This window comes from Colwellia sp. Bg11-28, from assembly GCF_002836245.1.
Taxonomy (GTDB): Bacteria; Pseudomonadota; Gammaproteobacteria; order Enterobacterales; family Alteromonadaceae; genus Colwellia; species Colwellia psychrerythraea_A.
In genome coordinates, this window is the sequence record NZ_PJBA01000018.1 from 66,606 (window position 1) to 86,498 (window position 19,893).

General features: G+C 39.6%; 12 protein-coding genes. 1 reads left to right on the forward strand and 11 read right to left on the reverse strand.

What is annotated here, in order from left to right:
• Window positions 1-184: 184 nt before the first annotated feature.
• The 6 genes from CXF79_RS17685 to CXF79_RS17710 all read right to left on the reverse strand — a co-directional run bounded on the left by CXF79_RS17685 (window position 185) and on the right by CXF79_RS17710 (window position 8,808).
• Window positions 185-2,515 (reverse strand): beta-N-acetylhexosaminidase, encoded by a 2,331-nt coding sequence (locus CXF79_RS17685; protein ID WP_101156895.1) that lies wholly within the window; start codon window positions 2,513-2,515, stop codon window positions 185-187.
• Window positions 2,516-2,706: 191 nt separating this feature from the next.
• Complete coding sequence (locus CXF79_RS17690) at window positions 2,707-5,214, reverse strand: TonB-dependent siderophore receptor (protein WP_011044705.1); 2,508 nt, start codon at window positions 5,212-5,214, stop codon at window positions 2,707-2,709.
• Window positions 5,215-5,572: 358 nt separating this feature from the next.
• Window positions 5,573-5,890: a DUF6172 family protein gene (locus CXF79_RS17695; protein WP_011044707.1), complete on the reverse strand. Its 318-nt coding sequence runs from the start codon at window positions 5,888-5,890 to the stop codon at window positions 5,573-5,575.
• Window positions 5,891-6,062: 172 nt separating this feature from the next.
• Window positions 6,063-7,019, reverse strand: coding sequence for a prolyl aminopeptidase (gene pip, locus CXF79_RS17700; RefSeq protein ID WP_011044708.1), 957 nt, complete (start codon window positions 7,017-7,019; stop codon window positions 6,063-6,065).
• 85 nt (window positions 7,020-7,104) lie between these two features.
• Window positions 7,105-7,482 carry a DUF2237 family protein gene (locus CXF79_RS17705; RefSeq protein ID WP_101156897.1) on the reverse strand — a complete coding sequence of 126 codons (378 nt, stop codon included), beginning with the start codon at window positions 7,480-7,482 and terminating at the stop codon, window positions 7,105-7,107.
• Between the two features lie 198 nt (window positions 7,483-7,680).
• Window positions 7,681-8,808, reverse strand: coding sequence for a Kelch repeat-containing protein (locus CXF79_RS17710; protein WP_232769239.1), 1,128 nt, complete (start codon window positions 8,806-8,808; stop codon window positions 7,681-7,683).
• Between CXF79_RS17710 and CXF79_RS17715 the strand changes: the two genes are divergently transcribed.
• Window positions 8,786-9,076, forward strand: a complete 291-nt coding sequence (locus tag CXF79_RS17715) for a hypothetical protein (RefSeq protein WP_232769240.1) — start codon at window positions 8,786-8,788, stop codon at window positions 9,074-9,076. The genes CXF79_RS17710 and CXF79_RS17715 overlap by 23 nt on opposite strands.
• A 34-nt stretch (window positions 9,077-9,110) precedes the next feature.
• Here the strand turns inward: CXF79_RS17715 and CXF79_RS17720 are convergent, their stop codons facing one another.
• From CXF79_RS17720 to CXF79_RS17745, 5 genes are all read right to left on the reverse strand, one after another.
• Entirely contained in the window at window positions 9,111-10,220 is a 1,110-nt protein-coding gene (locus CXF79_RS17720) for a DNA alkylation repair protein (RefSeq protein WP_101158215.1), read from the reverse strand.
• 370 nt (window positions 10,221-10,590) lie between these two features.
• On the reverse strand, window positions 10,591-13,005 hold the full coding sequence (gene pbpC / locus CXF79_RS17730) for a penicillin-binding protein 1C (RefSeq protein ID WP_198560097.1): 2,415 nt from the start codon (window positions 13,003-13,005) through the stop codon (window positions 10,591-10,593).
• Window positions 13,006-13,012: 7 nt separating this feature from the next.
• Entirely contained in the window at window positions 13,013-18,010 is a 4,998-nt protein-coding gene (locus CXF79_RS17735; protein WP_101156903.1) for an alpha-2-macroglobulin family protein, read from the reverse strand.
• A gap of 95 nt (window positions 18,011-18,105) precedes the next feature.
• Window positions 18,106-18,330 (reverse strand): hypothetical protein, encoded by a 225-nt coding sequence (locus tag CXF79_RS23750; RefSeq protein WP_101156905.1) that lies wholly within the window; start codon window positions 18,328-18,330, stop codon window positions 18,106-18,108.
• Window positions 18,331-18,518: 188 nt separating this feature from the next.
• Complete coding sequence (locus CXF79_RS17745) at window positions 18,519-19,883, reverse strand: tetratricopeptide repeat protein (protein WP_101156907.1); 1,365 nt, start codon at window positions 19,881-19,883, stop codon at window positions 18,519-18,521.
• Window positions 19,884-19,893: the final 10 nt, after the last annotated feature.

The window sequence follows — 19,893 nt, forward strand, 5'->3', positions numbered from 1 at the left end:
TAATAAAGATTGCTGGATACTTATAAAACGAATGAGGTGGCATTTTTGGGAATAAATAAATAATTTTATTTTTACTCCACCTAATTTACTTTTATCATACCTAAGGAAGTCACTATTACCATAATCTAAACGAAGTAGTCTAAACCTCTTCGTTAAATAACTTCCCTAGCGTTTTTTATATAAACTAATAGACTGCAATCTCATCGATATATAAAGGAAGTTTTGGTATTTGTGGATCAGTAGAGTTCTTAGCATTAATAGCAATAACACGAAGAAATTGCATTTTTACTTGCTCAAAGTCTAAGGTTAATAACGGCCCTTTAATTTGAGTTGGCGTTAAACGTAATAATGATTGCCAATTAATGCCGTCATTCGAAACTAACACTTCAACTGACACAGGCGGCTGCAACTGTCTGTGTTTACCGGTATCAATGCCCAGTTGCACTTGACTGAACTCAGTGGCCTGCTCAAAATCAATAATCGCATCTAGATCCTCATCGTAAAACACCGCAAAATCATCAACATTGTAATACTGCTGGTAAGCCATAATGCCATCTAATAAACGTTCTTCACCCGTTTTTGGAGGTGCAGCAAAACTGATTTTTTTACCTAAAGCTTTATGCGGCGCTAACGCCACATTCACTTCACTAAAAAGCGTTCTTCCCTGGGCTGATTCGACAGCCACCCGCATTAACACTGGCTGCGTTACTGTGATGGCATTCTTATATAAATAGGTTGCTTTACTGTAGGGGGCGGGTTCACTACCATCAATAGTATAGAATATATTCTTCCCCGCAATATCGGCTGTTAAGTTTACGGTTAATTCACCACTTTTTACAACGTCAATCTTAGTGCTTGCGGTAAAAGCACTGGTGCTTGGGTTAAGCCCCATTTTCTGATATCGCGTAATAATATGATCAACATTAGCACTATAACGAGACCAGTTTTTATTTGTCGGTTGTGTCCAAAATACTTCAGCTAAAGCACTTAACCGTGGTAATAACATGTACTCCGCATGGCGGGGACTCTCAATGTACTCTGTCCATAATGCCCCTTGTGCACCTAGAATATGTTGTTGATGCTGTGGTGATAAATCTGCCGGTACTGGGTCGTATCCATAAACCATTTTAAGGGGTAAGTAACCATGAATGGCTTTAGGTTCATCAACTGAACGCGATTGATAAGCATCTAAATAAGTATATTGGTAAGGGCTCATTATTACATCATGTCCAGCTTCACTTGAAGCAATACCTCCTTCAATACCGCGCCACGACATAATCACAGCGTCTTTGGCAATACCACCTTCAATGATTTCATCCCAGCCAATAAGGGTTTTATCTAAGCCGGTGATAATTTGACTAACACGTTTAATAAAGTAACTTTGTACCTCTTCTCCATTGGTTAAGCCCTGCTCTTTCATCAACTGTTGTACAAAGTCACTTTCAAGCCACTGTTTTTTAATCACCTCATCACCACCAATATGAATATATTTTGATGGGAACAGAGTCGCAACTTCTTGGTAAACTTTAGCAAGCATAGTAAAAGTATCCTCAGTAGGGCAAAGTACTTCTTCAAATATACCAAAGCGTTGCTCAACCTTAACCAGATTTTTATTGCAGGAAAATTCTGGGTAAGCCGCTAAAAATGCAGTGCTATGCCCCGGTACACCCACTTCTGGAATCACCTCAACATGAAGTTCTTTAGCATAAGCTAATACCTCTTTAATTTGTGCCTGAGTATAAAAACCACCATGGGATTTATTATCAAACACTGATTGATAATCGTAAGTGTGACCGACAACCGTTTGTGCGCGATGCCCGCCCACCGAAGTTAATTTAGGAAACTGCTTAATTTCAATACGCCAACCTTGATCATCGGTGAGGTGCCATTGAAAATAGTTAATTTTATGAAATGCTAGCCAGTCGATATAACGTTTTACAAAGGTAACATCAAAAAAATGACGGCTTACATCTAAGTGCATACCGCGATGTTTGAAACGTGGTGCATCAATAATATCAACACTAGGTAATAGCCATTGCGCTTTATTAATTGGCATACGGCTTTCTATATCACTTGAGAATAACTGCCTTAAGGTCTGCGCAGCGTAGAATAAACCAACTTCGCTACTGGCACTAGCCGTGACTTTGTTGGCATCAATGGTTAAATGATAACTACCTTCAACAGCTTCTTCACTTGATTTTTCCAGCAGTAAGAACGCTATTTGATTAGCCGAATTAGCCAATTTATACTGTAACCTAGCTTCTTCTGTAGTCAACAATGATGGCAAATATCCTGTGGCTGGTTGTATGAAGTCACTAAAATAATGAGCAACTTTTTTAGCGTCATTATTGGTATAAATTAATTGAGTTTCATTATTAAAGGTAAAGGTTTCTTTTCCCCAACTCACTTGTTGAGGATATGGGAATAGCGCGTTTTGCTGTGCACTTTTTTGTGCGCCAGAGGTAAAGGGTGACGCAGATAAAGTAAGCAATAATAAAAAAAGTGATATTTTCACAAATAATCCTCGGTATAAAAAACCCGATTTCATGCCATGTAAATGAAATCGGGGGCAAATAAATCAACGACGCTCAAGGGTAAAGCGTATTAATGCCATCAACGTGTGTTTGTTTTACGTATACTGATTTACGTGTATCTAGGGCTAGCCGTGGCGGTATAAATCATCACAGCTACCCCTCAATTTAACGCTTAAAAATCGTAGGTTAATGAAGCTGTGAACGTTCGACCTAAGATTGGACGAGCATAGTAATATTCAAAGCCAGCTTGTTGGTCATTAATTGCACGAGGATTACCTTCCGTCAAACCAATTTCATCTGATAGGTTAGTTGCTTTTAAGTGAATACTTAACCCTTGATTGAAGTGGTACATAACACCTGCATCTACGGTGGTATATGCAGGTAAAGCGAATTCATTTTGACCATCAGAGAAACGTTCCCCTAAATGATGAATTGTTAAGTACACATTACCTTCGTCGAAATGATAAGTCGGCGTTACGCGCATTTGTATCTTAGGCGTACGCTTAACTTGATTGCCTTCCCAATGACTGAAATCACCTTCAAAGCCTTCCATTTTAGGGTCTTGTACTACACCAGTCAGCTCTATTGAGATGCTCTCAACTGGCCGCCAAACGGCCTCGAATTCAATACCTGTAGTAATTGCATCAACCGTTTGGTTAGACACTTCACCGTTACTACCGGTAAAGTTACGCTCAGTTAAGTCTTGAAAATTAGTATTAAATAAGGTCACGGAAGTACCAATAGTATCTCCTGAATAACGAACACCTATTTCACCGAAAGTAAGGTTTACCGTTTCATTAAACTGTGCATCTTCGCCTGAGTGAATACCTTGACCATGGCTAAGTAAACGTGGCATTTCAAACGCATCAGCATAACGACCGAACATGGCAATATTTTCATTAAAGGTATAATTAAAACCTAATGTCCATGCCGTTTCAGTAACATCCATTTTTTTATTGAAGAAAACATTAGAAGGCATATCCGTATAGTTGTTTGCCATAATGTTATCAGTATCATTGCCATTAGCATCAAAAGCGCCATCAACTTCTTGTGCAAATGAAGTGCCTGAACCAGTACTATTTAAACTTAAACGCTCAACCCTAATACCACCATCGAGTCTTAAATCATCGGTAACTTGAAATTCTTCATTAACGAAAAGTGAGTGCGAGCTTGTGGTGCCATAAGCAGTTGCTTGACCCCAACCTGGCGCATATCCTGTAGAGCCTTTATCGGTAAGTTGACCAATAACACCACCTTGTGAGTCAAGCGCAACAATATCTAAACGACGTGCATTGTCTCTCACCTCGGTTAAAAATTGTGACTCCCACTTATCTACAGGCAAATCATCGGCATCAACACCAGCATATAACCAACCGAAGGTTAAACTGTGAGCATCATTTTCGTAAGTAAAACTTAGTTTAGTCACTAGTTGGTCAGCTTCATAACGCGAGTAAAGTGGGTAACTTGTTGTAACTAAGCCATTACCGTTAAGGCTACTGGCATCGTTAAATATTTCACCTGAGTTCACAAATTGATAAGCTGCACTTACTGCACCGTCATCAGCAAAATGAGTTAGCATATTTTGAACATCATCAGCTTGTAAGCGCGCATTGCCATCAACCAGAGTTGAGTTATCAAAGTTGAGTAAGATATACATATCATTTTCTAACTTAGAGTAACGAGCTTTTGCATTCATATACCAGTTATCAGATAGGTCATAATCAAACTCAAAACCTAAAGTAGTCACTTTAGTGTGCTGGCCATCTTCAAGATCTCGGTTTAAATAACTACCATCTTGTTTTAAATAACCAAGGTTTTGCTGATCTTTACCAATAAGCGTACCTGATTGAGGATCAACTCCTGGTATGCCTTGAGGGTCGGCTTGGTTTTGCAATGGAATAGGCACATAAAAAGTGGTGTGGTCATCAAGATGTTTTGCTGAAATAGTCAATTGACCATTATCAAACTCACGGACTAAATTGGCACGAATTTGACCACCTTGATCAGCAGTAAATTCCGTATCACGCACACCATCTGATTGGCGGTAAAAACCACCCACTGACATTTTCCAGTCTTCGCTGATTGGAGCCCCATAAAAACCTTCAAGACGAGTCATACCATAATCTGCATATGATAACTTAACTGTACCTTCAGCTTCATCGCTAGGTTTACGGGTAATAAAGTTAACTAATGCGGCGGGACCATTGGTGGTAAGTAATCCACTTGTTCCGCCACGTACTGCTTCCATTCGTTCAATGGTAATATCTTGACGCTGATAAAAATCAACCCATACGCCATCATATACAACCGGTAAGCCATCTTCTTCGACACCAATATAGCGAAACCCTTCACCACCACGTAAACCACGAGGTGCTACGTTATTATTCGTTTCGCCGCCTGAATCTTCTACCCAAAAACCAGGTACTGATTCTAATAAATCAGCAGTACCTAAAGGCATTTCTCTGGCAAGTTGCTCTGGACCTAAAGAAGTGACTGATATTGATGATTCTAGAATAGTTTGGCCACGGCCCGTATTACCCGTTACTACAATGCGTTCTAAATCTGCAACTGCTGGTTTGCCTGCTTCTTTTTTTACTTCTTCAGCCATTGCTGAAGAGCCTATTGCAAGTGCTGCCAATGTTGCACAATAAACCGCAGATTTTTTAAATGTAATGGTCATATTTTCCCTCAAGCTTTTCACTTTGTTTTAATTGAATTAGCGCTGTTTCGTTTTAGCTCTTTTTAATTTAATTAACGTTGTTTCGATTCAACGTCGCTTAGTTGTAAATTTTGTTGCTAAAGCGCAATAAAGTGATATGAAATAAGTCAGCTTTATTTTGCTTACATAGATAAATACGTAAACGAGGGGATATTTGGGAATAAATAATTAATTAAATTTAATAATTATTTTACTGAGGGCTTTAACTATCACGTTAATTATGGTGCTAATTGTTACTTTAATTGAAGTATTACAGGCATAAAAAAACCGAGCACATGGCTCGGTCATTTATTAACTTTAAACAGTAGCGATGTGCTAACTAGTCTTCAAAGTCACTTTCTTCTTCATCTCTTGGCGTAAAGGTTCTAATACCTTCTTTTGCTTCGATTTCAATGTAAAATGACGTTAAGCCTTCAACTTGGGTTTGATCAATACGTTTATTAATCTCTGACAATTGTACTGGCTCTGCTTCTTCTTTGGTGTTACCAAATTGGCAATCAAAATCCCAAAAGTCAGCACCTGCTGGTAATTTTTTGTTGCGCTCTCTTTTAAGATACTTTTTAACTTCATGCTTTACAGCATCAACGCGTCTTTCAAGTTTTACTTTCGGGTGGGTTAATTCAAACGTTTTTTTCATGGTGGGCCTTAAGTCAATGGCTACAATTACTCGTTTATAAGACGAGAAAAAGGTGTAAATAGTATAATGTCGGCTATTTTACGTTACTTTCACGCAAGTAGCGAGATAGGATAGCAACACAAGCATAAAAACCTGAGTGTGTTGCCGACAGACCTGTTTTATAGCCTTAACACTACAATGACAACATTGATTGAGTTGCCGCAATCAAGTGATGCTTAGTGTTTGGTTCAACAGAAGCATGACCTGATGCCTCACTAATAACAAGACGCGAATTAGGTAACTGTTGATGTAATAACCACGCATTATCAGCAGGACAAACAATATCATAACGACCATGAACGATAGTCGTTGGAATATCTTTTATTTTATCGCAGTTCGCTAAGATCTGATTGTCAGTTAAAAAACAATCATTCACCATAAAGTGTGCCTCATGGCGAGCTAATGTCCAAGCATGGTCGTCACCTGTAGCTGCATCAACAAAGGCTTGATCAGGTATTAAGGTACAGCAACGGATTTCCCAAATACTCCAAGCCGTTGCTATTTTTTGCGCTAGGGCTTTATCCTCACCAATCAACATTTCGTAAGCCGCTTTAGTTGTCGCTTGTTCTCTGCCTAGCGGAAGTACATCAATATAATCTTGCCAATAATCAGGGAAAATACGTGTTGCCCCGCCACCTGAAAATGTCCAATTAGTATCAACCTCACGTCCAAGGAAAATACCACGTAAGACTAAACTTTTAACACTGACCGGATGCGCCTCAGCATAGACTAAAGATAACGTAGAGCCCCACGAACCACCAAACACATGCCATTGTTCAATATTCAAGTGTTGGCGAATCTTTTCTATATCTGCAACTAAGAAATTGGTTTCGTTGTTATCTAGACAACCATGAGGTAATGAACGACCACAGCCACGTTGATCAAATAAAATGATATGGTATTGCTCAGGATCAAAAAAACGCCTGTCATTAGTTGAACAACCGCCTCCTGGACCACCATGAATGAAAAGCACGGGTTGCCCTTTAGGATTACCACACTGCTCTACATAAATTCGATGTTGGCCATCAACATCAAGTAGAAAGTCATTAAACGGGGATATTTCAGGGTAAAACTGATTCATCTTGTTCATTTTATAAATTCTCTTCAGGCATATCCTGATAATAAGCTAATACTTGAATTAATTTGATTACGTTAATTTAATTAACTGATTTTGATTAACTTAAATCTAATGCAAATTTTTTCAATATCTCAATAGGCACTATCTCTAAAGCTTTAATATGGGTCTTTCGTAAGTGAACTCTCGGTGCTCTATCGCCTTGATAAGCTTCTAACCATCGCTCTGCACATAAACACCAAGTATCTCCAGGTTTTATGCCTTCAAAGTTAAACTCAGGTCTTGGCGTTGATAAATCATTGCCTTTAAAACGAGAGAATTCTAAAAACTGCTCGCTTGCTTCAATGCAGATGGTATGTGAACCAACATCTTGCTCAGAGGTATTACATTTATTATCACGAAAAAATCCAGTTACCGGATCTCCACCACAGCCTATTAACTCTTCACCAAAAACGTTAATTGATTCATCCATTTCCATTTTTTTGTTCCCATTGCTACTACTAATTAGCTGACAGTATACCCATGTTAATTCAAAATGTAGAATTCAGTGGAATACCTGAAAAAAGAGTTCAGACTTACTGCCTAATACACCTTACATTCTCATCCTAGAAATAGTGAGACATAAAAGGATCACAAAAAATATGAGTAGTTTTTTTGCACGACTTTTAGACAGCACTCACAAGTAATCGTTAATATTACCGTGCTGATTAATGGTTCGTAGCACCTGTTGATTTTCCCCCATACCGCCAATCGTTATTAACTGATCATCTAAAAGTAATAAACCTCGGTGGTCCATTGTTGCGTTAGGTGTTGTTTTAACTTGCCAACCTTGGGTTTTAATATCATAAATCCATACGCCATTATCAGGAGTTGAGGCCTGTCCGTTATAACCTATACCATTGAAGTTATAAGGATTGTCACTACCGCCAATAAAAATAATTTTTTGATATTGATCGATTCCGACCGCTGCCATGCGGTATCTTGATTTTCCTGTCGGGTGAGGTAATAATTGCCATGCTATTTTACTTGGATCTTTTTGATCTATTTTTCCTACATAACAACTTGCTTCAGCCGCATAACTTCGACGTTTATTGATATGAACATCAACTCGTACGCCATCACAAATAACAAGCGTATTACCAACGATTCCGCCTGCTTGTCCAAATACCGGTTTCCCTGGAAATGGGCTTGCTTGCTGCCAAGTATCTGTTTTTATGTCGTATAGCTGAACCAAGTTAACATTTCCATCATTATGCCAACCGCTAACTAAATAGATATATCGGTTATCATAAGGCAGAGCAACGCTATCATCGACAGGCACAGGTATAGATGCCAGTTTTTTATAGCTCACATTAGTCACATCATAAGAATAAACATCAGGAACTGATACTTCACTATGATCTTTCGCAACAGTATAACCACCAAAGATATACGCTTTATTATTTATGCTCGTTGCAACACTAGCCAAGCGCCCTGTTAAACCATTAATCGGTTTTTCAATCGGCACAGGGGCAATAGACTGCCATTTTTTCAGATTAACATCATAGATAAATGCCTTATTATGAACATCTTGATAGGTCTTATTTTTACCTAAACCAGAAAAAGACAATAGATAGTCTTTATTCTCAATAGAAAGCTGAGTAACTGCGTTATTAGCGACAGGCTCGGGTAATAAAGCTAATTCAGTTTCGTGTAGTGAATTAGCTCGAACAGATAGGGTAAAACTAAACAGAACTGTTAAATAAAAGAACGCCGATATACTTTTAGTAAATAGATGAGCAGTGAAAAAAAATGATTTAGGCATAAATATAATCCGAATGTTTAACATGTTATATATACCCGCTCCACTTGATGATGCTCGTTTCAGGAAGTCTGATCGCTTCATAATCAAGGCTCATTTTTTTATTAATGGTCATTCCCTTAAAAAGAAATGTAACGAAGAGTATGATTTGCTCAGCCTTCCCCAAGAGGCTGGTTTAGAAACGCTTTATGCTGCGTTACTGATTTCGACAATAGAACAACTATTATCTTCAATCAATGCCTTGCCTAAAGGCGTTTCTAATTCCAGCTGAATCATGCATCTTCAAGTGGAACGGGTATAAGTAGTTAGTCAGAAGTGGCTATCAAGACAAAGTCTTTAGCAGCGAACTCTTTACCATTAAGTATGATTGATACTTGGTGTTTTCCTGGGTAAAACACTCGAGTGCTTATTGCTTTAAAACTCTGCTTTCGATCCACTTGATGTGACTCATTCGCCCCAAGGTTACGTTCACTGATCTTAAAAACCTTTTTCGATAACTGTCCGTTCTTTTTCATAAAATACAGCCCATATTCCAAGCGTATTTTTTTACTTCTTGTTGAGGTGTTTTTTACAGTAAAACTGAATTGAGCATACTCGCCAAAATTAACCTCATTAGTTAGTATCTCAAATTCAGTGAGTTCAATGCCTCTACTGTCATAACCAAAAAGTGCCAGGGTATCAGGGCAAGCCTGCTTTAATAACGTTCGACAAGCATGTTTAAGCGTTCGGTCGAACTGTTCACTTTTACCCAGGTATTGTTTGACAAAATCAATCACCACTTGCGGGTTATCTTTGGCAATATCATTTAAATTGTTGGCAACGCTACGACGAACAATTTCTGTCGGATCATCAATTAGGCGATGTAATATAGGTAAGAGTTCAACGGGATCTTTCTTATATTCTTGCAGCGCTATCGCCCAAGGTAAACGAGGTCTGCTACCTTCCGTCGCTAAACGCCTAACCAAGTAATGCTCATGTTGGCTCCATAAGATCATTTGCGCTAACATTTGATTGCCATATTTAATTAAGAAAGGTCGAACTGCAAATTCACCACTGGTAAATTGCGTTACTTGCTCCATAACCTCAACCGATTCTTGAAAGTGATTTATGCCATAGGTTTCTATATATTCTGGTAAGAACATATATTCAACACTGCCTTCAGTAATGCCAGCATCGGTTAAACTTGCAATTAACTTAACTAAAATGTCGGCAGCTTGAGGGAAATCAGTTGGCATAAACTGATGCATTACCGCTTTGGTATGACTCATGCGCTCTTTTAGCTCTAATACTTCAAAGTTATCGCATAACATAAGTGCCATGAACTCTTGCTCATCAAAGTCTGGCAAACAGGCTTTTAAATGTATCGATAAGGTTAAATAAAAGCGCTCGTTGTATAAATTTTTAAAAGGTTCCATAGTGATGATTTGAATCCAGAGTTTTTCAATAGCTAAGTTATTAAGGTATAACACTATACTGCACTAAAGCTGTATATACCCGCTCCACTTGAAGATGCTCGTTTCAGGAAGTCTGAGCGATTCATAATCAAGGCGCATTTTTTTATTAAGGGTCATTCCCTTAAAAAGAAAGGTAACGCAGAGTATGATTTGCTCAGCCTTCCCCAAGGCGCTGGTTTAGAAACGCTTTATGCTGCGTTATTGATTTCAACAATAGAATAACTATTCTCTTCAATCAATGCCTTGCCTAAAGGCGTTTCTAATTCCAGCTGAATCATGCATCTTCAAGTGGAACGGGTATATAAATACAGTCACGTTTCTTTAGTTATTTTTACTCAACAAACAGGGTAACCATATCACTGTTACCTTGCTGGTCTTGCACTATGATTTGCTGCTTACCTATGGTTGATAATAAATGCTCTTTGCCTTGGTTTGGCTTGATTTGATAACTGTGTTTGCCGTTGATATACCAATTGTGTGTACCTAAGCCGCCAATGCTTTTTAACCATACGCTCGGTATTTTGCCTTTATCCCCTGACTTTCGATAAATACTGCCCTCTTCAATACCGGTAATTTTTAAGGTCGCACTTGAGGCTATATCTGGGCTAGCACACTTAGGGTCAAGCATAGGTATCAAGGTAAATCGTCGTTGTTTTACCTTAATCCAAGGCTCTAATACCTTAGGCCAAACAGCAACATGGTTAACTTTTTTCGGCACTGTCGCGCAATCCATAGCAACTCTCAATTGGTTTGCTGGATTAGTCCAAAAGGTAAAAAGTCCACTTTGCCATGCATCTACATCGCTGGTATGCCAAGTAGGCGGCACAGTATCGTCAATAATCCACGCTTGGTGATCTTCCTGACAATCACTCGCTCGGGTGTCGCTTTTTCTGGTGCCTAAAGGCCAACATATTGTCTCTTTCGTTACCTTGTCAGGTTTTGTGATCTGTTGTGCACTCAAATTAAGACGGTCAGCAACATTAAATAATAACGGCCCAGCACTAATACTGCCATAGTGCCCTGGCATGGCGGTGCCATCGGGTCTACCTAGCCATACGCCTAAGGTATATTCTTTGGTTACTCCGATTGCCCAAGAATCACGAAAACCGTAACTTGTACCTGTTTTCCATGCCATCTTTCCTTGTTGTAAAGACGAGGCAAAAGTATCAATACTGCCAGGGCGTTCAATGCCAGCTAAGAGCTCTTGAACCACCCAAGCACTCTCTGAGGAAAGTAAATTACGTGTTTGCTTATCTTGTGTTAACTCTTTCTGTAAAAAGCGTAATTGACTTACTTTACCTTGGTTAGCAAAAGCCGAATAACTTTCAACGAGTTGTTCTAATGAGGTTCCTGCGCCACCTAAAATAATGGCTAAGTTGGGTTTTCCACCTGGGATTGATAGGGTTAAACCCGCATTTTCTAATTGCGCAACAAAACGATTAACGCCATAGCGCTCTAAAAGATCTACTGCTGGCATATTGAGAGAACGCTTCAAGGCTTCTGCCGCTGACACAGGTCCATTAAAGGCACCATTGAAATTACTGGGGCGATAATCCCCCCAACTGCGCGGAACATCAGCCAGTAAAGAATGTGAATGAATCAAGCCTTCATCTAATGCTAAGCCATAAATAAACGGTTTTAAGGTAGACCCCGGAGAACGGATGGCCTGCACCATATCGACATAACCATGTCGCTCTGCATTAGCAAAATCAGCGGTGCCAATATAGGCCTTCACTGCCGAGTTTTTATTGTCTACCACTAAAATAGCCGCTGAGCTTTGTTTAGGTAACCTTGTCATATAAGAGGTAAGTGAATCTTGTAACGCCAGCTGCAAGTCACTATCAATAGTGCTTTTTACCACCGATTGACCATTGGAATGATTCAATAATCGCCGAGCCAGTAATGGCGCTAATTGCTTAGGGCGAAAATTAAAGCTAAAAACTTGCTCTAACATTGCATCATCCACAATTTCTTGTGGCCATACATCAAAATCTGCAAGCCTTTGTAATACCTTATTTCTCGCTTTTTGAGCTGCTAAGGCATGTAAATCAGGACGATATCGAGTAGGTGCTTGTGGGAGAACCGCCAGTAAAGCAGCTTCCGCATGAGTAAGCTCTTTTGCCGATTTATTTAAGTAGGTAAAGCTTGCCGCCTGCACTCCTTCAATCGTTCCACCAAAAGGCGCAGTATTAAGATAAAGCTGTAGAATTTGCTTTTTATCTAACTGCCACTCTAGTTGTAATGTTCTTAATACTTGCTTGGTTTTTCCCCATAAACTTCGCTTGTGCGGATGTAAAATCCTCGCCACTTGCATTGAGAGTGTTGAGCCACCAGAAACAATTTTATTACTCGCGACATTTTGCATTGTCGCTCTGAGCAATGAAAACGGATTTATGCCCGGGTGATGCCAGAACCAGCGATCTTCATAATTAATTAATGCGTCGATATAGAGTGGGGAGACTTGATGCAATTTTATCGGGTAACGCCAAATACCATTTTTATCAGCAAAGCTTCGTAATGGTCGATCATTTTCATCCACCACAACACGGGCAAATAAGTTATTTTTCTCAGGTAAGTTTAATGGGTAAAGACTATCAAGCGTAAATAACACAGCGAGTGACATAAACAAGGCTAACGCCAAAAAGACCACTATTCGTTGATGTTTACACCAACGAATAGTGGTTGTTAACCCTTGTTTAATCATGACAGTACCAACACGTATTCCTTTTGGATTAATAGTTTTCAACCAATACTTATTGACTAATACTTATATCGCCAATAGTAGCACCAATGCCTCTAAGCTCTGGTCGATACATATCTTCAACTAAAGATGCTGGTACCTTGTAAACACCGGGAGTCACCGCGCGCACTAAGTAAAACAAATGCGCAGTGCGACGTTTGCTAATGTTAAGTGCTGCAACAAAACGATCATCGCGATATTCTTGATAAGTTATCGGCGTATTTTTTTGCCAATATTCAATCGTTTTCCCATCAACTTTAAGCTCATCTAGTTTTATCGAATTACCGAGATTTTGATTTTCCAATTCAAAACCCGCAGGTAACAAATCAACCACTAGGGCATCAGGTGTTCGCTGCTTAGCAGAGACTTGCAGGTGAACCAAGAATAGCTGACCGACTTTGACTTGATCAATACTGGTTTCTTTACCTTTTACGCTTAACCACTGTCTTTGAATCGACAAACCATTGGCACTTTCTTTCGGGGCTTTTTTACCGTAACCACTGACGCTAATATTTGCTAACAGCGGATGTTTATTGTCAGAAGTGATAGTTACTGCTTGTTGCAGTACCTCGCTCGACAAACCTTGCTGATAAACCGAGGTTTGGCTGAGTTTATTGTTAGCCGCGCCAAGAATAACGTTGGCAGACCAAGGTTTTCCTTGAAACGCCTGCAGTGATAAACCGGCTAAGAACAAGGCATTACGTTCTTGCGTACTCAAGTACTGACGTAAATTAACCTCTTCAGCCAAGGTAAAACTAAGGGCGATAGCTTCTTCTTTAGCTTTATCGTGTTTTAACATTAAATGGATCATTAGTGCTAAATCACGTATTTGGCTACCGTAATCAGCGAGATATTGTTGTCTCTTTTTCGGTAGATTATTTAACGCGACAGCCATTAATTGCTCACCACGTTTTTTATCACCCATGTTAAATAATGCCAATGCTAGATGTGTTTGCGACAACCCAGTTTTGGCGTTAGCACTATGGTTTTTAGCCAAGTTACGTAAGGTGCCAAGTGGCGCTTGATTCACCCGAGAGAGTACATAAGCGGCATAAGCTTTGTAAGCGAAGTAATAGTGTTTACCATCATCACTCCAACGTTCGTTATAAAACGGTCGGGTGCGCGCTAAGTAATTTTGCAAACGCGTTAAAGTTTTAGCTAACATTTCTTCAGGTACAGCTATGCCCATATCACGGGCATTTAATAAAAAGTCAGCAACATAAGCAGTTAACCAGTGCTCTTCTGCTGAGGTATTATTCCATAAACCATAACCACCATTACTCAGCTGTAACATCGCTAATCTTTCGATGCCTTTATTGATCATATCTAACCGTTTATCTTCACTAACCGCTTTAATCCCCATACTTTTCTGTTTGCCTGGCGTGGCAAAAAGCAATGGATAAGCACGGCTACTGGTTTGCTCTAAACAACCATAAGGATATTGTAATAAGTGAGTTAATTGCGCTTGAAGATCAATGTTTGCTTTAGGCGATATAGTTAAAGAGGCATGCACAGTCTCAGGAAATAACGCTTGAGCAATACTTGGGTCAAGACGCAGGCTATCACCTTGTTGAAGAATTTTCTGACTGCGAGTTAACGTTGCCGGATAAGCGGGCCGCAAACCTAGAGACCAATTTCGATTAACATCTTCAAGTAATTTTGTACCCGAGACATTGAGTGAAAATCTTGCTTTGCCTTCATGTGCTAAGGCCTTCACAGCATAGTTAAGAGTGGTTTTCTCGCCCTTTTTAAGGGTGATTTTTTTAGTATGTTCAAAGGCTGCAACGGGTCCTGAACTGCTTAGCTGTACAGTTAACTGCTGCTGTTCACCACTGAGGTTAGTTACATCTAAGGCCAGGGTAGTTTCATCTCCCATCGCTAAGAATCGCGGCATAGCCAGCTGGGTAACAACGGGGGCTGCTATAGTGACTTCTTTATCGTTATGACCAAATTTATCGGCAGAAAAAGATAAGGCCATTAAGCGAATCCGACCATTGAAATCAGGAATATCTAATGGAATGATGGCCTCGCCCTGTTCATCTAATGACACTAAACCACTAAATAAAGAAACAATTTGCACATCCGATTGTGGCTCCTTGCCGCCTCGCGTTAAATCACTATCGCCACCAAAACGTAAGCGGACATTTTCAGCCTGGTTAACTTCAATAACTTTACTATAAACATCCCGAGAATCGACTTCATATCGTCGCTGGCCAAAAAATGCCTCAAAGGGATCTGGCGTTTTAAACTCACTAATACTTAATACACCTACATCAACTGCAGCAAGTGTCACAAAAACTTTTTCAGCTATTGGCGCTGCTTCCGTGTTCTGACCGACTTGATGACCGACTTCATTTGTCACTTTTATTTTTACAGGTAATATTTTAATGGGAAGTGCTTTTTCAGCAACCTCAAACTCAATATTGAGTTGTTGTGATTCACGCTGAAGTGGTAGGTGAACCAAGCCAAAACTACGTTTAGGGGTTATGGTTTTGAGTTTATCGCCCGGCTGTAAGACCAGCGCACTGATATAAATATTATGCTGTTGCCAATCCGCCGATACAGGGATTTCAATAATGGCACCTTCAGCAGGAATAAACTGACGCGTTGACCATAGCGGGCTATTTCCTTCCACTAGAATGATGGCTTCACCGGCCTGGGGAGGAACAATATTCACTTTGACCAGATCTCCTGCGGCGTAACTTGCTTTATCCAGCGCCATGGTCACTTTGTCAGGTCTAGCAGCACCGCTGCCTGATTGACTTTTTTTCCAATCTGCATACCAATTGGTGCCGGCATAAAACTGCACACTTGATAATAAACCGCTGTTAACATCACGTACTTCGAGGCGATAACGGCCCCAAGTAACAGGAAAATCAACGCTTGCTGTTACACCGTCTTTTATCGTCAACGAGCTTGTTAGCTCAACAAACTCATTATCATTCCATTCATAATGCCAACCTCTATTTTGAGAATACACCCAAAAATAACGTCGGTCTTCACGTATCAATTTAATATCTAAAGCATTCGCGCTATGCTTAGTGCCATCAAGTGACGCTTTAACAATGTCAAAAATAACCGTTGAATTTGCGGCCGGATTATCTTCGCCAAAACTGCTTCTAATCCCTAACATTTTATCGCTGGGCCACACTAAAGCTGAATAGGCACGTGTTACCGGGCGACCACCCGATTCAAATAAACTACTGATAAAATTAACTTTTAATGGGCTATGCAAACCACTCCAATCACCTTGGTAGCTTATAATTGCTTGTCCTTTGGCATCTAATTCAATGTCTTTAAGTTCCGTACGATTATTGAAACGCGTTTGTCTAATATCGCCAAATTCAAATTTTGGTAAGGTCTCAACAGGGTTTCGCCACTGTGTAGTATTCACTTGGGTAGAAAGTCGATTACCTGACGCTGGCGCACCAAATAAATACTCGCCTAAAATCGGCAACTTAATGTGTTGTTTTTTAGTGGCTAGCAATCGTTCTTGTGGCGCTTTAGTATTGAAAGTGATTTTTAATCGTTCAGGTAAGAACTCTTCCACTTTAAAGTCATAAGTAAAACTTTCTCGATTAACATTCACTACTTCTAGTTGCCAATTACCTAATGCAGCGCTCTTGGGGATTTGCCACTGATAATGATAAAAACCTTGTTCATCTCCTTGCCACTTAAAGGTTTTTATTTTGCTGCCATCGGGGCTTTTTATCGCGGCAGATAAAATACTTTTTACGGTTAATTTGCCATCATCACTACGTAATAAAGCATTAAAATCGACAAACTCTGCTGGACGATATAAATTTCTCGGTGCATATATAAATAACTCTTGGGCTCTATAAGGGCGAAGACCAAGATCAAAGTCTGACAAATCTAGTGCCGGTTTATTAAGCTCAATAATGGAGAAGTGCTGTTCATTTTGCGCAATGATTAATGACGCTGAAGTTAAATCACTGGCAAATGAAGCTTCACCACTTGGCGAGGTAACACCTTGCTGTAAGATATTGCCCTTGTCATTCACTAAAGTCACAGCAACGTTTCCTATAGCTTTACCGGTTTTTAATGAAGAGGCGTAAACATCTAATTGTTTATTATATAAACGGGCATGAAGACCGATATCCGTCACAGAGAACCACATAACCTGATGATTATCATAGGCACCCGCTTGGGTCATCACAGCTAAGTAGATACCTGGCTCTGAGAGCTGTGCTATGCCTTCAATGTTAATACTGCGTTTAACGCGGGTATTTTTAGGTTGGTCGAGATCGTACCGACCACTATAAACAAGCTCGCTAAATTGAGTAATTCTCTTCATATCCCAGCGATAGTTTTTATAGGACATTTCTTGCAAAAAATGTTGACGATCTTTATCGTTTACTTGATAAAAATTAAGATCTACTGCATCAATGTTTACCGATACTACCGGTAAACCATTGCCTAAACCCTGAGTTAAAAAGGCTCCCGTAGTATCAAAGTTAATGCTCGCAGTGATGCTACTGGTTTTAACTTTTTTGTTTATCGTTTTACTTAAAACTTTGCCATTAGCAGCCACTAAACCTTGATAAATGGTGACATCAAAAGAAGTATCGGGGTCAACATACGGAAACCAAATAGTTTTGCCTGATTTTGAAATAACCCATGCACCGTCGATAGCGCCTTTATCTGCAGCACTGATATTAAAATATTGCTGGTGATTTTTAGAAGGGTCTAGGGGAACAGATAATGTAATGGCAACAGAATTTCTACCGTCTTTGCTACGTTCAGAAACGTCTAGTACGGTAAGAGGTGTTTCACCATAGTCTTTTTGTACTTGCTGTAAATTAAAACTGCTTTCATTAGGTTCACCGCTAGCGATTGTCTGTTTCGCACTGACTTCAGCATCAACTGACACCTTAACATCTGATCCCTCTTTCACTGGCTTGCTATTTTGCTCGCCACAGCCGAACAGCATCATATTGGCGAGTAATAGTAGTGTCCAAAGAAAGATTGGAGAGATAAAGTTAGTTTTCATTAAATACCCTTTAAAAGTTCACAGTTTCCATAAATAGGATTATATACCCGTTAAATAGTTCAAACTCAAAGTATTTGTATTAACAGGAATAAACTTCAAGAAATAGCGTTACTAACACTAGGGTCTGCTGATCTTTCGAGATTGTTTTTACAGCGTTTTTTTGGGTATTTATACAAGGCAGAGCCTTTGTCATGTGGTTGTTCCACATAAAAAGACGATAACGCCGTACAAATGACCAACAAACGCTGTCCGAAGGATTCGGCTAAAAGCGTCTTACTCATTGTTGAGTAGTATTTGCTTAGAGTGACTAGGCTACACACGACTCGCCGCGATTAAAACGCTTTTATCTCGAACAAAATTTAACCGCGAAAGTTCAACAGACCCTAATTAATTTGAATGAATGGCTAAAATTATAAAGATATAAATACTGAACTATCGGCAATAAAATGCCTACAACAAAAAAGCGCCCTTAGGCGCTTTTTTGTTGTCATTCGTTAACCGTCGTAAACTAATTAAGCATGGCTAACTGTACTTTATGATGTTGTTGTTCTCGCTCAACATACTTGCCCCATTGCAAAGCCGTTTTTTTAGTACTGGTAAATTGTGCCGCTTTGGCAAAGGACGTTAAAGATCGTTCAAATTTTTTCAGGTTGAAATTCGCCATGCCCAAAATTAAATGCATATTGGCAATATCATTTACTTGATTGCCTTTATTTTCCTTATGCTTAGCGTATCGAGCTAAGGCTAACGTTGAAGAGTTTATCGCCGCTTGCCATTGCTCAGTATTCAAATACGTTTGTGCTAACAAAGCATCGTGCTTTCCTGATTGGGCAATGTCGCTCACGCGAACCAATACTTTGGTCGCTTTATCATATTCTTTCGCGGTCAAATAGGCACGAGCCAACATGCTTAGGTTATCTTCATCGGCAAAAATACTGCCTTGAGCAATGGAGTCTTCCAAAACTGCAGCGCTTTTAAAGGGTGCACCATGAAACAAATAGAGTTGCGATAAGGTAAGGATATCGCTCGCTTTGGTGATATAGCCCGCTAGGTAAGCTGCTTCCATGACGGCCATTTGTTTATCTTCTTCACCAATTTCACCGTACATGCTTGACAGTTGTAACCAGTATTGTGGTTTATCATATAAGCGTATGAGCTTTTCCATTACTTTGGTTACTTGCTTAGGTTGCTTTAGCTCATAATAAGTAGCGCGTTGTAAAGTGAGCCAATTCTCTTTAGGGTGTTTGTTTTTCGCTTCAACTAAACTGATGGCCATTTCACTATGTTTTAAGCTATTAACAAAATCTTTGTCTTGGTAATAAACTTGTGCAAATAACATTTCTTGCGTGCCAGTTAGCTCTTTAGCGTTAATCTCGCGCCACTGGGTTAAGTAATCTAGTGCTTCTTTGTAGTGCTGTTGCTGCATGCTCAATTGCGCTAAAGAATACAGCGTAGAAATAATCAAACTATCAGGTATTGCGGTTTCAGCAATCACTTTATTAAAGCTATCAACTGCTAATGTTATATCTTCATTGGCATAATACATAAAACCGTAAAAATTGAATAACATGGCACGTTCATAACTATTTAAGCTATTAAGTCGATCTTCTACTTCGGCTAAGACTTCAAAGCCCTCTATTTTATCACCGTCATCAGCCAGCTGTTGGGCCCGTGATAATTGTGAATATACGCGGTTACGCATTGCCGGTACTTTTTTACTGACGCGATAGCTCTTTTTAGAGACGTTTTTTTTATCAGTGCTGTTTTCATCTGCTTTAACTGTTGCTGTTTCAGCAGCGAAAACGTTGCTGGTTGTTATCGTGACAAGTAAAGTAAATACGGTTGTCAGAAGTAAGGAATTTTTACTTTTCATAATTTGCTCC

Coding starts and splice junctions, on each gene's coding strand:
- CXF79_RS17690 (WP_011044705.1), bottom strand. CDS start 5,214: ATGACCATTACATTTAAAAAATCTGCGGTTTATTGTGCAACATTGGCA.
- CXF79_RS17695 (WP_011044707.1), bottom strand. CDS start 5,890: ATGAAAAAAACGTTTGAATTAACCCACCCGAAAGTAAAACTTGAAAGA.
- pip (WP_011044708.1), bottom strand. CDS start 7,019: ATGAACAAGATGAATCAGTTTTACCCTGAAATATCCCCGTTTAATGAC.
- CXF79_RS17705 (WP_101156897.1), bottom strand. CDS start 7,482: ATGGAAATGGATGAATCAATTAACGTTTTTGGTGAAGAGTTAATAGGC.
- CXF79_RS17710 (WP_232769239.1), bottom strand. CDS start 8,808: ATGCCTAAATCATTTTTTTTCACTGCTCATCTATTTACTAAAAGTATA.
- CXF79_RS17720 (WP_101158215.1), bottom strand. CDS start 10,220: ATGGAACCTTTTAAAAATTTATACAACGAGCGCTTTTATTTAACCTTA.
- CXF79_RS17735 (WP_101156903.1), bottom strand. CDS start 18,010: ATGAAAACTAACTTTATCTCTCCAATCTTTCTTTGGACACTACTATTA.
- CXF79_RS17745 (WP_101156907.1), bottom strand. CDS start 19,883: ATGAAAAGTAAAAATTCCTTACTTCTGACAACCGTATTTACTTTACTT.